Genomic DNA, 15,285 nt, shown 5'->3' on the forward strand with positions numbered 1-15,285 from the left:
TATTAAATGCAACTAATCAATAATCAGGACTCCTTATTACTGGATGTTCTTAAGAGCAAAATTAACGCTCAATCCAATATTTCCATAAGCTGTAACTATTTTACCTCATTTGCTTTATTTGAGCTGATTGATGTTCTCAAAAGTGCATCTAAAGTTGAGGTCTTGTTGGACTTTCAACCAGAGAAGGAAGAGGAATTCAAGTTTATTCAAAGCGATTCAGAGAAAAAATTGAACCTGAAACTAGATAGAAAGAACCGAATTACTCAGGTTCTAAAACTCCTTGCAGATAAGATTCAGATACGTAAAGGTGGTACTGGAAACCAAAACCTTGTAATCGTTGAAAACGAAAATATATCGACTTGTTATTTACTAACTCCTTTGAATTTGGATTCTGTAAGCCTAGGCGTATTACCCTCAGAGCTACCTGTATTCATAAATTCTTTTGACGACCCTAACAACCAGTATTTGGGTTTATTCCAAAATTCATGGAACAACAGCAGCTTATCGCTCAATGATACCATAATAGCAAAACTAGAAAAAGGCACCCGTGATTATACGGGTGAAGAAATCTACAAATACTGCATCCGTGAGATATTTCAATACTCTACCATAAATGAAAGAGCTGATGAAAAACTTCAAAAAGTAGGTTTCAAAGATTCTAAAATATGGAGCCTGCTATACAATTTTCAGAAGGATGCTGTAATAGGGGCAATTGAGAAAATTGAAACATATGGTGGTTGTATTATAGCAGATTCGGTAGGTCTTGGAAAGACATTTGAAGGACTGGCGGTGATGAAATATTACCAGTTACGAAATGATAGAATATTAGTTTTAGCCCCTAAAAAACTACGCGAAAACTGGACAGTCTACCAGATGAATGATAAGAGAAATATCCTTGCTCAAGACCGTTTGAACTATGATGTTCTCAATCACACTGATTTATCCCGTAATAAAGGTAAGTCTGGAGACATAGACCTTGAAATGATTAATTGGGGAAATTATGACTTAGTCGTTATAGATGAATCCCACAACTTCAGGAACAACCCTACAAAGAGAGGAATGACAAGGTACAAGCGTTTGATGAATGATGTTATCAAGTCAAATATTAGAACTAAGGTTCTTATGTTATCTGCCACGCCTGTCAATAATAAAATGAATGACCTGAAGAATCAAATCGCCTTCATTACAGAAGGTGATGATGAAGCTTTCATGTCCCATGGGATAGATAGCATCAGTCAGGTGATGAAGGATTCCCAACGCCGATTTACGCAATGGTTTAGAGATGGTGACCCTGATGACTTGAATGTAAACTCCTTAATGGAAAGTCTTGATGGGGCTTATTTTAGAATTCTGGATATGCTCACCATCGCAAGGTCTAGAAAGCATATTGAAAAATATTATGACACCACTAATATTGGGAAGTTCCCTAACAGACTTAAACCTGATACGGTTCATCCTGAGATAGATACTCACGGAAAATTCAAAAATATTGGACAAGTGTACGATGAGATTAGTACGCTTACACTTGCCTCTTATACACCTCTCGGATATGTTAGAGCAGACAAGCGTGACTATTATGAACAGAAGTATGATATGCAAACGCACACAGGTAGTGTTTTTAAGCAAGTAGACCGTGAGCAGAGTTTGATATATCTTATGAGAGTAAATCTATTAAAACGTCTAGAAAGCTCTATATACTCCTTTAAATTAACCACAAAAAAGCTTATTGAATTAGTAGACAGCAATCTTAAACAGCTTAGAGAACATCAAAATGGTGAAGTGGACTACGACCTCAACATTACTGATATAGATTTAGATGACACAGAACTGGATGACCTTCTTATAGGCGGTAAAACTAAAGTGCTAATTCAAGATATTGATACGATACGCTGGAGACAGGACTTAGAACATGATAAACATATTCTGACTCAATTATTGGGTAGCATCAAGCTTATAGATGTGGAACGTGATGCAAAGCTCAAAGAATTGAAAGACCGCTTATCTATAAAAATTGATAATCAACCGTACAATACGGGTAACAAAAAAGCTATCATTTTTACAGCGTTTGCTGACACAGCAAATTACTTGTATGATGAACTTAGCGACTGGCTCAAGACAGAAAAAGGACTTCATACAGCTTTAGTAACTGGCTCAGGTACGAACAAAACTAATATGCCAAAGTGTAGAAGTGACTTGAGTTCTATCCTAACTAACTTTTCCCCTCGTTCAAAGAACAGGAAAGATATTTTTCCTGATGAGAAAAATGAAATTGATATTCTATTTTGTACAGACTGTATTTCAGAAGGTCAAAACCTTCAAGATTGCGATTATCTGGTAAACTATGATATACATTGGAATCCAGTACGCATCATTCAACGTTTTGGACGTATCGACCGTATCGGTTCTATTAATGAAAATATACAGTTGGTGAACTTCTTCCCTTCCATGGAATTAGACCAGTTTATTGATTTGGTAGCTCGTGTACAGGGTCGTATGGTGATGCTTGATGTAAGCGCCACTGGTGAAGACAATGTAATAAGCAAATCAAATCGAGAGATGCAGGATTTGGATTATCGCAAGCGACAACTCAAACAATTACAAAACCAAGTGCTAGACCTTGAAGATATTGATGGTAATATTTCTATTACCGATATGACCTTCAATGATTTTAAAATTGATTTAGAGAAAAGCTCAGACAGACAGCTTTCCGACCTCAACGACATTCCACCTGCTTCTTATGCTGTTGTAAAGTCAAACCTCAACGAGATTAAGGATGGTGTAATATTCTGTTTAAAAGATACCAGTGCTGACTTCAAGGAAAAGCTCAAGAACAATATTTTGTATCCTTACTTTCTGGTATACCTCAGCATGGATGGTAAGACTATCGTAACAGCGTCGCAGACTAAGAAAGCCTTAGACTACTTCCGCAAATTATGTATGGGGCAAAATCAGGTATTACCAGATTTGGTTGCTCAATTTGAAAGGGATATTAGAGGGAATAGAAAGGTTTCCGCTTTCGCGAAAGCGTTACAAACAGCAATCATTGAGGTATCTGGCATACAAGAGGAATTAGGGCTGGACTCTCTCGCAACTCGCGGTGCGGTCAACTTGATGAGTAAAAGCATCAATAAGGAAGACACCCTAGAGTTAATAAGTTATCTAGTCATTAAAGAATGAGTTACAGGTACAACGACATATTTCAAATTCCCGAACGTAGTCTGGTACAACAACGATTGACCAAAGCCTATTTTTTAAGACAGATGGGATTGACTAGCGCTGAAAAGAAGCTAATCAATAACAATATTGAGTCGATGGAAGTCCTTGCGCAATTGATTCCAGAAAAAAGTAATATACCAGCTGTTGTAAACGACATTGATAGTTTTGAACAAGTGTTGGTGATTATATGTACAGTATCAACAAACGAACTGGATAAACTTGCTGAAAAGTGTATTCATTTTATACAAAAATACATTTCACATCAGGTCGTATTGATAATAGAAGATGATTTTCATTTTATACTCAATGCAGCAGATAAGCGCATTAATCAAGCGGACAACTCAAAGCTAACCATTGAACGGTATTTTAATACTAGTAAATTATCAAAGCTGTATAAAAATGAGCATGGTGAATCATTCTTTGAGGGATTGAATTTTTCAAACCTAGATAAGAAGAATCTAGAATTACTGTACAAAAGCTATATACAAGCCATTGTTCAATATCAAGCTGCAAGTATAACGGGAACATACCAAAAACGAAGTAACGCTCGTACGGCTCAAGATATGGAGCACCTAGCTCAAATAGAACAGTTAGAGAGAGACATCCTATCATTTGCAGGTCAAATAAAAAAAGAATCACAGCTAAACGAGAAAGTGCGATTAAACATGAAAATACAAGAGAAAAGAAATCAAATAAAAGACCTAAAGCATCTACTGAATGAACATTAGCAAAGAGAGTCTCATAAAATTATTCAATACTGGAACGAATCAATATGTAATTCCGTTTTTTCAAAGACCTTATGTTTGGAAAAAAGAGGACTGTGAAAATCTTTATGAGGATTTAGAGAATACGTTAAGAATCAATAAGGAAAAGGTTATCTCTGAGCACCATAAAGAACATTTTATAGGTACAATCATTACTAAAAATAGCCCTGCCAGTACACAGATGACCGCTCAATATGATTTGGTCGACGGTCAACAGCGTATGACTACTTTTTCACTGCTAATCAAAGCTCTAGCAAATAACGTTGATTTGTCCGAAGAAAATGCAGGTCACCTGTATGAAAACCTTAATGGCTCACTATTCTTTAAGGATGCTTACGGTAAAATACACAACAGAATTATCCACAATAGACTAGACAAAAAGGCATTTGATTTGATTATGGGGTCAGATGGAACAACTGATAAAGAAATTAGAGACATTAATAATAAAATAGTTGACACCTACATTTACTTTAGACAGAAATACAGTGGTCTAACTAATGACGAGCTTTTAGAAAGAAATTTCACCCTTTTACACCGTTTTCCTGCAATCAACATGGTACTTGAACAACACGATGATGAGCAGGAGATTTTTGATACCATTAATTCCCTGGGAGTGAAATTAACCACCTCAGAGTTATTGAAGAACCACATTTTTAGTGATAAACGGTCTCAAGAATTGTACACTGAATACTGGGAAGATATTTTTGAAGCAGATGAAGAAACTGTGGCATTTTGGAACGCGAAAAAGACAGCGGGTAGAGTATATCGTGAGAATATTGATGTGCTACTGTATTGCTATTTGCTTATTGAGAAAGAAAAGGATGTTTCTTTAGAGCATTTATTTAAAGACTATAAAGAATGGCTTTCGACAAAATCCTTTGAAGAAAAACAAGAATTTCTGAAAACTCTAAAAAATTATGCAGATGTTTATTTCAATTTGCCATCGGGTACTGAGTTAAACAATATGAGATTTAGTGATAATGAAAAACGATTTTTTCACGTCATTGAAAATTTGAATATTACAACTATATACCCTTTAGTACTCTATTTATATAACAACATTGAGGATGAGGCAGAACGTGAAAAATGCTTCCTTTTGCTAGAAAGTTACCTCGTTAGAAGGGCAGTTTGTAAGCTAACCACAAAAAATTATAACAACTTATTTATATCACTAATCAGACAACTAAAGAACGGAGATAGCGAACAAGCTATTTCTACAAGGTTGAACGATATTCTACAAGGATACTCTGAAGATACGGCTAGATTCCCAAGTGACGAGGATTTTAGAAACGGTTTTCACAATACAAAATTGAGTAACCAACAAGCAAGAGAAATTCTATTTTTAATTTCTTTATATCAAATAAATACTGTTTTACATGACTTGACGACATTAAGTTGTAATGCCTTTTCAACCGAACATATTATGCCTAAAAAATGGTCAGAAAACTGGTTCAAAGATTTGACCCCTGAAGAAAGTTTTGAAAGAAATAGAAAACTACTCACTTTAGGAAATCTGACCATCATTACCAAAAATCTTAATAGTAAACTTCGTAATTCAGCGTGGGAAAACAAACGTAGTATTCTCAACCAGTATTCAAGTTTACCTATAACAACTAATTACACTTCATCTGAGCATTGGGATGAAGAAACCATATCAAATAGAGCAAATGACCTAACTGATTTAGCTCTTGTAATCTGGAAAAAGCACTAATAAAATGGAGAAAATAACCAAAGACCATAGCCTTTCTCAAAGCGAGAACCTCGTAGAAAGCAATATAGATAAGTTAAAGGCATTATTTCCAGAGATAGTCACCGAAGGGAAAATTGATTTCAAAGTACTACAAGAAGTATTAGGAAACGAGCTAGAAGAAGGCGAAGAATATTACCGCTTTACTTGGGCTGGGAAAGCAAACGCAAGAAGAGAAGCCCAGAAACCAAGTACAGGAACCTTACGACCAGCACCAGAAGAAAGCGTAGATTGGGACACTACTCAAAACCTTTACATTGAAGGCGATAACCTAGAAGTGCTAAAACTACTACAGAAAGGATACGCTGGTAAGGTGAAAATGATTTACATAGACCCACCATATAACACGGGTAAGGACTTTGTGTATAAAGACAATTACAAAGACAACCTACGTAATTACCAAGAAGTTACAGGGCAAATAGATGATGAAGGCAACAAACTAAGTACCAACAGCGATAGTGATGGACGTTTCCATTCCAACTGGCTCAATATGATGTATCCTCGTTTGCGTTTAGCTAGAAATTTACTAAGTGAGTCAGGTCTTTTATTTGTGTCTATTGATGATAATGAAAGCTCTAATCTGAAAAAATTATTGGACGAGGTTTTTGGTGAAGATAATTTTATAAACCGTATTAGCTGGAGAAGAAGACATAATCAACCAAATGATAAGACGAAAATGGTTGGTATTGTATCTGAAAGTATTTTTATTTTCGGTAAAAAAAGCTCTAATCTCAAATATGGAGAAAGTTTTTATGGTTTGCCATTATCTGAAAAAAGAGCTTCAGATTTTACCAATCCAGATTCAGACCCAAATGGAAAATGGACTTCTAATCCTTGGAAGGCAGCAGTAGGAAGAGGCGGAAGTTCTTATGTGATAAACACTCCTTCTGGGGAAAAACTTGATAATACTTGGTATGGTAATGAAGAAACTTTTAAGAAACATTTAGATGATAAAAGAGTTCATTGGACTGATAATGGAAGTGGTTTCCCAAGAATAAAAATCTATCTAAAAGAAAAAATGAAAGATGGTCAATTAGCTCATAATTTCTGGGGTCATAAAGAATTTGGGTCTAATCAAGATGCATCAAACGAGTTGTCGGAACTATTTAGTCTAAAAGGTTTATTTGACAATCCAAAACCAGTTAAACTTTTAACTCAAATTCTATCTATTTCCTCATCTGATGATGATTTAATATTAGATTTTTTCTCAGGTTCTGCATCAACAGCTCATTCCATTTTTGAGTCTAATATTTTACATTCTGCTAAAAGACAATTTATCCAAGTTCAGTTGCCTGAAGAAATAGACGAAAAAGAACCTGCGTATAAAGCAGGTTATAGAAGGATTTCCGATTTAGGGAAAGAACGCATTCGTAGAGCAGCCAAAAAAATAGCGGAAGAATACCCAGAAAAAGCCAAAGAATTAGACTTAGGCTTTAAAGTTTTTAAACTCGATACCAGTAACATAAAGGGTTGGGATGGTAATCCAGATAACCTAGACGATAGTCTTTTTGATGCACAGGATAATATAAAAACAGACCGTACAGAGCACGATGTACTCTATGAGATACTACTTAAATATGGTCTAGACCTTACACTACCTATTGAAGAGAAAGAGATAGCAGGTAAAACAGTTTTTAGTGTAGGTTATGGTGCTTTATTTATTTGTCTAGCAGATACCATTACCAGTAAAGTAGCGGAAGGTATTGGTAAATGGAAGTCAGCATTGCAACCAGAAGTATGTAGAGTTGTTTTTAAAGACTCAGGTTTTACAGATGTTGAGAAAACCAATAGTGTACAGATTTTAAAACGTTTTGGTATAACAGAAATAAAAAGTATCTAAGTCTATGAAGATTCAATTTGACAGTAGCTTAGATTACCAAAGAGATGCTATGAAAGCCATTACAGGGATATTTCAAGGTCAAGAAATATGTGAGGCTAACTTTACCGTGTACTCACCAGAATTCTTAGCAAAACAGCAAAATATCGCCTTCAATGAGATAGGATATGGTAACCGTTTAACGCTTACCGAAGGTAATCTAGTAGAGAACGTTCAAAACCTTCAATTAGCAAATGGTTTAAAGCCTAGTGAACGTAGCGAGATAGACAGAAACCATTTAGATTTTACCATAGAGATGGAAACAGGTACAGGTAAAACCTATGTGTATTTGCGTTCTATTATGGAGTTATACACCAAATATGGTTTTTCAAAACATATTATCGTAGTACCATCAATTCCTATCAAAGAAGGTGTGTATAAATCACTTCAAATCACTGAAGACCATTTCAAGCAATTATATGATAACCTCAACTACAATTTCTTTATATATGACAGTAGTAAACTGAATGAAGTGCGAGACTTTTCTACCAATGATGGTTTATCCATTATGGTCATTAACATTGATGCGTTTCGCAAAAGCTTTGAAAATCCAGAAGATGCTAAAAAGAAGGCAAACATCATTCATCGTTATAACGATAAGTTAGGATACAAGCCTTTAGACCTCATCAAAAACACAAATCCAGTAGTGTTTATCGATGAACCTCAAAGTACAATGAGTACACCACTGGCTAAAAAGGCTGTGCAAGGTTTAAATCCGTTGGCTATTCTTCGTTATTCAGCGACACATAAAGAGAAGGTGAATTTAATGTACAAGCTGGATGCAGTAGATGCCTATGACAAAAAGCTGGTAAAGCAAATAGAAGTAGGTTCTATACAGACTGAAGGTATGAATAATCAAGCGTACATACGTTTATTAGAAGTTCGCTCAAGGCGAAATACAATAGAAGCTCGTGTTGAGGTAGATGTAATGCAAGGTGGAAGCATTCAACGAGTCAAAAAATGGGTAAAGCAAAACCAAGACCTAGAAGAACTTACAGGACGTATTGAATATGAAGGCTACATCATCAAAGATATTTACGTAGCCGATGAATACATCGATTTTACAAGTCGTGATGGAGAATTAAAGGTTGGTGAAGCTATTGGTAGTGTAGATGATAAACAAATTAAGACCGCTTTGATAAGTAAAACAATCGAAGCACATTTGGATAAGGAATTAGTGCTCAATCCGCAAGGAATAAAGGTGCTCAGTTTATTCTTTATTGATTCCGTAGGTAAATATCGAGTGTATGATGAAGAAGGAAATGCCTCTCTAGGGGAATACGCAGAAATTTTTGAAAAGGAATACCAAAAGCTCATCAAGAAAACCAAGTATGCAAGCCTGTTTGGAGAAATGAAAGATGTTGAAGTAGATGCTTCAGAAGTTCACAATGGTTATTTTTCTATTGATAAGAAAAGTAAAGCGAGTAACAAAAAAGAGAAGTTTGAATACTTCAAGGATACCACTGGTAAAGTGAATGCAGATGAGTATACCTATAATCTTATTATGCGTGATAAGGAAAAGTTACTGAGTTTTGATTCTAAGTTGCGTTTTATCTTTTCGCACTCAGCATTAAAAGAAGGATGGGATAATCCTAATGTGTTCCAGATATGTACGTTGAAGGATGCTGGTAATTCAGACATTAGAAGAAGACAGGAAATTGGTCGAGGTTTACGATTATGCGTAAACCAAGATGGAGAACGTGTATATGGCTTTGAAACCAATACATTAACCGTAATGGCTACAGAATCTTATGTGGATTTTGTAGATAACCTTCAGAAGGAAATTGAAGCCGATACAGGAATTAAATTCGGAATTCTGGAATCACACAGTTTTAATAATGTCGTTATGAGTATCGATGGTGATGAGGTAGAATATTTAGGTCAAGAAAAATCAGAACAACTTTATGACTTCCTCATCCTAAAAGGATACATCGATATGAGAGGTAAAGTACAAGATTTACTGCGTATTGCTATAAAAGATGATGCAGTAGAACTTCCTGAAGAATTTACTGAAAGTGAACACGTAGAAAATCAAATCTTAAGTAATTTAAAAGCAGCAGCTGGAAAACTTCAGATTAAGAATCAGGACGATAAGAAGAAAGTACGAGTAAACAAACGAGTACTTAACAGTCCAGAATTCAAAGAACTTTGGGAGCGAGTAAAGTATAAGACTACATTCTCAGTAGATTTTGATTCAGATAGCTTAGTGAAGGAGTGTATTAGAGCTCTAGACGATAGATTAAAGATTACTAGAGGGAAGCTTCATTATACTAAAGTTAAGGTCGCTATGAGTATCGGAGGACTTCAAGTCAATGAAGACCCAACTACTTATTTTGAGAATGTTAAAGACGAAGTTGAGGTATTGCCAGATATTGTAGGATACCTTCAAAATGAAACTCAATTAACACGCAAGTCTATTGTTAAGATACTCACAGAAACCAATAAGTTGGGCTACTTTAAAATAAATCCGCAAAAGTTTATTGAAGGTTGCATTGATATCATTAATGAGCAAATGCGTTTACATATTGTAGATGGTATTCAATACAAAAAGATAGGAGATTCTGAATATTACAGTCAGGAACTTTTTGAAAACGAAGAGCTTTTCGGTTACTTAAAAAGCAACCTCAGCGAAAGCGAAAAATCACCTTATGATTACGTAGTCTATGATTCAACCGTAGAGTCAAAACTAGCCAATGATTTTGAGAATAGTGATAATATTCCGGTATACGCAAAACTCCCAAACTGGTTTAAAATTGACACACCATTAGGAACCTACAATCCAGATTGGGCTATCCTCTGGAAAGATGGCGATGATGAGAAGCTATACTTTGTGGTAGAATCCAAAGGAACAACCCTATTCGGTGATTTAAGACCTAAAGAACAAGGTAAAATAGATTGTGGTAAAAAGCATTTCAAAGCTTTAGATACAGAAATGATTGTAGCTGCAAGTATGGAGGATGTAACTAATCAGGCTTTGATGGCGTAATTTGAAACTATGGAAAAACCAGTAAAAGAAATTAAGGAGAATTATGCTAAGTATGAGGAGTTATTAGTGAACACTAAGAACACCTCAACAAAAGTTATAGTTCTTGATGAAATTAAAGGAAATCACAAAAATACCAGAGTTAAAAAAGTGGATGTGGAGCACACTTCCATTCCTGAAACATTGGAATTGATTGTGGAATCTAAGATTGAAAATAAAAAAGATTTTAAATTCAAACTTAGAGCACCTGAATATACTGGCATACCATTTTTTAGATTCGATTCTGATGGTGTAGCACATTACAATCGAATGCCAGATGTAGAATTACCAAAACAAAAAGTTGATACACCTCATTTTCATAAGTATGATGATGGAGGTAGAAACATAGCATACAAAACCGAATCATTAAAAAAAGAGACTGAAAAAGAAGCTTTATTGAATGATATTAGTTTGTGTATGGCTCATTATTGTGATGAGTCTCAGACTTTTTACAATACTGATAAATATGTCGAAATCGTCCAGACTCCACCTACTGAAATGGATTTCGATAGTAATAATGATAACCCAACCGAAGGCGTAGAATATGACTAATCTAGAAAAAATAGTAATGAATGTTCGTCAATGCTTTGACCAATTATGGTCTTTCAAGCTTAGGGGAACAGACACCATAGAAATAAGTACACCATACTCAACTACCACAAGCAAGTTCGTTTCCATATATGTTACTGAAAGAGGTGGTAAGTTTATAGTTTCAGATGGAGGGCTTCTTAACAGTGAAGCGTACGAATCTGAAATTGACTATGAGAACCAATGTCTTCTAAAAATATTATATCATTTTGAGGCGTTTTATGAAGTAAAAAGAACTCAGGATAAAAAAGGCGTAAAGCATTATTACATGACTACTCAGAAAGAAAACCTCATTCCGAATATGGTTTATGAAATGGCTCAGTTTGTTTCTATGTGCGCCTCAGCTGCAACAGTTCAATTTGAAGACCCAAAAGAAATAGAAGAAAGGAATAGTTTTAGGACTAAAGCAACTTCTTATATCAGTAGTAACTTCAAGAAGTATGAGCCTAAATTCAGAGCACCTTTAGATAAGGAGGAATTTCGTTCAGTAAGATTTAGTGTATTAATGGAGAGACGAAATAGATTAAACCTTATTAGCTATGTAACAGGTTCTACCGCTGCTAATTTCAGAAATAGCATTGCGAGAGCCAATATGAATTTTGAGATAGCCAGCGCATCTAAATACAATGACTACATTGATAATAAAATAGTACTCGTAAATAATACCGCAGATGGTTTTGTGCTCAAACAGATAGGGAAGCAACTTAACATTTTGGAAGAACATACAGGTCAGGAAGCTGTTCAATGGTCTGAACGTGAGAAGTTATTAGCAGTTTTAAATTAGATTTTATGACACTTAAATCCATTGAAATACGAAATGTAAAAGGAATTGAACACAAGAAATTTGATTTAGATATTGTAGCAAATAAACCCAGCCTTCTTGTAGCTCCCAATGGTTTTGGAAAGAGTTCATTTACTTGTGGATTTAGTTCAATGAATAACGCTCGTATTGTTTTAAAAGATGAGGATAGATTTCGTGGAGATAACAATAATCATCCAATAATAAACATTGTTTATGAAAAAGAAGCTGGTAATATACTGAGCTTGTCAGCTACTCACGAATCAAATACTATCAAAGATGAATTTGATTATTTTACTATAAAAAGTACTTTAAAAGCTAAAGGTTCAGCGTCATTTTATGGTGGAGGTGCTACAGCAAGAATGATTATTGAGACAGTTGTGCTTATTGACACAATACCTCCAAATAGAAACTTTAATAATTATACAGTAACCGAATTGAGGCAAAGATTTGGAGGATGTGGTAGAGTTTTACCAAATCCAAATGTGGTTTTTGCCAATAGATTATTGGTAGAAAGACTTTCAGAAAACTATACAACTTTATCAAGAGGTTTTGGTCAGCAGGTAACCAATCGCATCCAGTTGATTATTGATGAAGTGAATGAACAGAATGGTACTGCTGCTCAATTAAAGAATTGGATAAACGCAAATTGTATTGAAAGACTCAGGGAAATTAATCACCTATCAACATTAGCAGAAATAATCGGAAATTTTGATATTGGTCAGGATAGTGAAGTAGATAACTTTTTATTAGCAATCCAAGTTATTTGGATTTACAATAGGGATGTAGATGCGTTTAAAGCTGCTTGTAAGTATAGTAATTATAGAATGGCGAAAGATGAATTTGATATGAACCTTAGCCATTTTGATTCAACTTGGAAAAATATACGCACAACTCAAGAACAAGGAAGGTTGTTGTTAAAGTTCCCCAGAGCTAATGAAATATCCAATGGGCAGCGTGATATATTATCATTCATAGCTATGCTGTTTAAGGCTAAAATCAAGCTTCGGAAAAATGCTAGTATTCTAATTATAGATGAGGTTTTCGATTATTTAGATGATGCTAATTTAGTTGCAGCTCAATATTACGTCACCAATTTTATTAAGGAGTATAAAGATAAAGGGAGGAAAATATATCCATTGATATTAACTCATTTAAATCCGCTCTATTTTAAAAACTATACTTTCAGTAATCAAAAAACTTATTATTTGGATAAATCATCAATGCAAGTTATTGATAGTATGAGGCGATTAATTGTTAATCGTAATGATGTCAATATTGCAGATGTAGTTTCTTCAAGACTATTGCATTATCACCCAGAAGCTCCTGATAAAAGAGAAGAATTTAGAAACTTGAATATACGTGAGCTTTGGGGTGTTGGAACTACATTTAGAGATTTCACATTTGAGCAAGTACAAAATTATATAGAAAATAATGCCTATGACCCTTTTGCAGTATGCTGCGGAGTTCGTGTAAAAGTAGAAATGCTTACTTATGCTAAAATTGATGATGATAATAATAGAACCGAATTTTTGACAACAAAGAAAACAAGACCAAAATTAGATTTCGCAAAATCAATAGGTATTATATCACCTGAACCCTATTACCTTTTAGCAGTAATTTATAATGAAGGGATGCATTGGAAAAATAATGTTGATAATGTTTCACCAATCGCTTCCAAACTTGAAAATCTCACGATTAAGAAAATTATTTCTGACCTTTTCCAAGCTTAAAACTACAATTTAGTTCTGTTTTTCTTTCAAATTAATTTTATAACAAATCGCTAACTAATGTTTGCAATTTGTTATAAAAACCTGGTTATTTGTACTTTACAATATTTGAAAGGCAAAAAATCAGAATTATGGAAATCGCAAAAATAATTTTAGGACAAATTAAATATCTAGATAAAATGGCACTTATGGCTTGGGGAGCTAGAAACTTTGTAGCACTACCAAAGTCAAAAGAATTTCAAGGTGGTTTACGATTCAAAGTAAATGGTCTTAAACATCAAGGTTGGGTTACTATAGAGCTTACATATTTAGATGAGTACACGGTAACTTTTATTAATGAAGATGTTGAGGTGGTGAAAGTTCGTCACGGTGTTTATTGTGATATGCTTGTAGATGTAATAGACTACATTGAGGGTAAAGAAGCGGCTTAATGAAACAGTTCGTAGCATATTACAGAGTCAGTACGCAAAAGCAAGGGAAATCTGGGCTTGGTCTTCAAGCTCAGAAAAATGCTGTACTTCATCATACTGGAAGCAAAGGTGAAATCATAGGTGAGTTCACCGAAGTTGAAACAGGAACTCGTAAAAAGAAGCGCAAAGAAATCTATAAAGCTATTGATTTAGCTAAAAAAGAAAAAGCTACTCTAGTCGTTGCCAAGTTAGATAGACTTTCGAGAGATGTAGAGTTTACATCGGCTCTCTTTAATGGAGGTATTGATTTTGTTTGTTGTGACAATCCAGAAGCCAATAAACTTACGATTCAATTACTGTCGGTAATTGCAGAACACGAAGCATCGGTCATTTCAACTAGGATTAAAGATGCTCTAAGGGTTAAAAAGGAAAAAATTGCCAGAGGTGACTACACTAATAAGGATGGTTCTCAAATGAAAATGGTAAATGGCAAAGTTCGTTTAGGTAACCCGAACGGCTTTGGTGAGTACCAAAAATTAGGAGTTGAGAAGATTAAAGAGAACGCTAGGAACAATAAGGCTAACATACAAGCCAAAGACATCATTTGTTCTGCTCGTAAAGAGGGCTTAACCTACCAACAAATAGCCGATAAATTAAATAAATTACAATATACAACTAGAACAGGAAAGCAGTTTCACGCCACACAGGTACAAAGATTACATAAAAGGTGTATTTAGATATAACACTTCTATATTTATGAATCTATTTCACCATTCATCACCTGCCTTTACCAAAAGGTATTTGGACATCCGACAAGAGGAGTTGGATGATATTTACATGAGCCTTTAGTACAACTCTATTTGGATGACTGGACATGATAAAACCAAGTCCAGTCATGCATATTAATAATGCAAAGTCTCGCCTATTCGCTACCTACATACCAATTAGACTGTTCTTCGGCTAGAAACAATTCAGCCAGTCTATTTTCGCGTTGTAGGAGTAATAATTCGGCTCGCAATGCTTCATAACGATAATCAGCGTTTTCTTCATATTGAATCCTGATATAGTTTACTAGCAATTCTCTAGTAAAAGGTGTTAAACCTAAATCCATGTACTCTAAATTCTCATTCATA

General features: G+C 34.8%; 11 protein-coding genes. 10 read left to right on the top strand and 1 reads right to left on the bottom strand.

Going from position 1 to position 15,285, the window contains the following annotated elements; genetic code table 11:
* Positions 1–6: 6 nt before the first annotated feature.
* From EJ995_RS11695 to EJ995_RS11740, 10 genes are all read left to right on the top strand, one after another.
* Positions 7–3,177: a helicase-related protein gene (locus tag EJ995_RS11695; protein WP_126448573.1), complete on the top strand. Its 3,171-nt coding sequence runs from the start codon at positions 7–9 to the stop codon at positions 3,175–3,177.
* Entirely contained in the window at positions 3,174–3,944 is a 771-nt protein-coding gene (locus EJ995_RS11700) for a DUF4391 domain-containing protein (protein ID WP_126448574.1), read from the top strand. Before EJ995_RS11695 ends, EJ995_RS11700 begins: the two co-directional genes overlap by 4 nt.
* Entirely contained in the window at positions 3,934–5,691 is a 1,758-nt protein-coding gene (locus tag EJ995_RS11705; protein ID WP_126448575.1) for a DUF262 domain-containing protein, read from the top strand. The genes EJ995_RS11700 and EJ995_RS11705 overlap by 11 nt, the downstream gene beginning before the upstream one ends.
* 4 nt (positions 5,692–5,695) lie before the next feature.
* A complete protein-coding gene (locus EJ995_RS11710) occupies positions 5,696–7,567 on the top strand; it encodes a site-specific DNA-methyltransferase (protein ID WP_126448576.1) in 1,872 nt (623 codons plus the stop codon).
* Between the two features lie 49 nt (positions 7,568–7,616).
* A complete protein-coding gene (locus EJ995_RS11715) occupies positions 7,617–10,589 on the top strand; it encodes a type III restriction-modification system endonuclease (protein WP_241234643.1) in 2,973 nt (990 codons plus the stop codon).
* A 9-nt stretch (positions 10,590–10,598) separates the two neighbouring features.
* The gene (locus EJ995_RS11720) at positions 10,599–11,177 is read left to right on the top strand and encodes a hypothetical protein (protein WP_126448578.1); all 579 of its coding nucleotides are present in this window, start codon (positions 10,599–10,601) and stop codon (positions 11,175–11,177) included.
* Positions 11,170–11,997 carry a hypothetical protein gene (locus EJ995_RS11725; protein WP_126448579.1) on the top strand — a complete coding sequence of 276 codons (828 nt, stop codon included), beginning with the start codon at positions 11,170–11,172 and terminating at the stop codon, positions 11,995–11,997. Before EJ995_RS11720 ends, EJ995_RS11725 begins: the two co-directional genes overlap by 8 nt.
* 5 nt (positions 11,998–12,002) lie before the next feature.
* Positions 12,003–13,745, top strand: coding sequence for a hypothetical protein (locus EJ995_RS11730; RefSeq protein ID WP_126448580.1), 1,743 nt, complete (start codon positions 12,003–12,005; stop codon positions 13,743–13,745).
* A 128-nt stretch (positions 13,746–13,873) separates the two neighbouring features.
* Positions 13,874–14,173 carry a hypothetical protein gene (locus tag EJ995_RS11735; RefSeq protein ID WP_126448581.1) on the top strand — a complete coding sequence of 100 codons (300 nt, stop codon included), beginning with the start codon at positions 13,874–13,876 and terminating at the stop codon, positions 14,171–14,173.
* The gene (locus tag EJ995_RS11740; RefSeq protein WP_126448582.1) at positions 14,173–14,889 is read left to right on the top strand and encodes a recombinase family protein; all 717 of its coding nucleotides are present in this window, start codon (positions 14,173–14,175) and stop codon (positions 14,887–14,889) included. The genes EJ995_RS11735 and EJ995_RS11740 overlap by 1 nt, the downstream gene beginning before the upstream one ends.
* 185 nt (positions 14,890–15,074) lie before the next feature.
* Here the strand turns inward: EJ995_RS11740 and EJ995_RS11745 are convergent, their stop codons facing one another.
* Positions 15,075–15,284, bottom strand: coding sequence for a hypothetical protein (locus EJ995_RS11745; RefSeq protein WP_126448583.1), 210 nt, complete (start codon positions 15,282–15,284; stop codon positions 15,075–15,077).
* Between the last annotated feature and the right edge of the window lies 1 nt (position 15,285).

Source organism: Nonlabens ponticola, from assembly GCF_003966335.1.
GTDB lineage: Bacteria > Bacteroidota > Bacteroidia > Flavobacteriales > Flavobacteriaceae > Nonlabens > Nonlabens ponticola.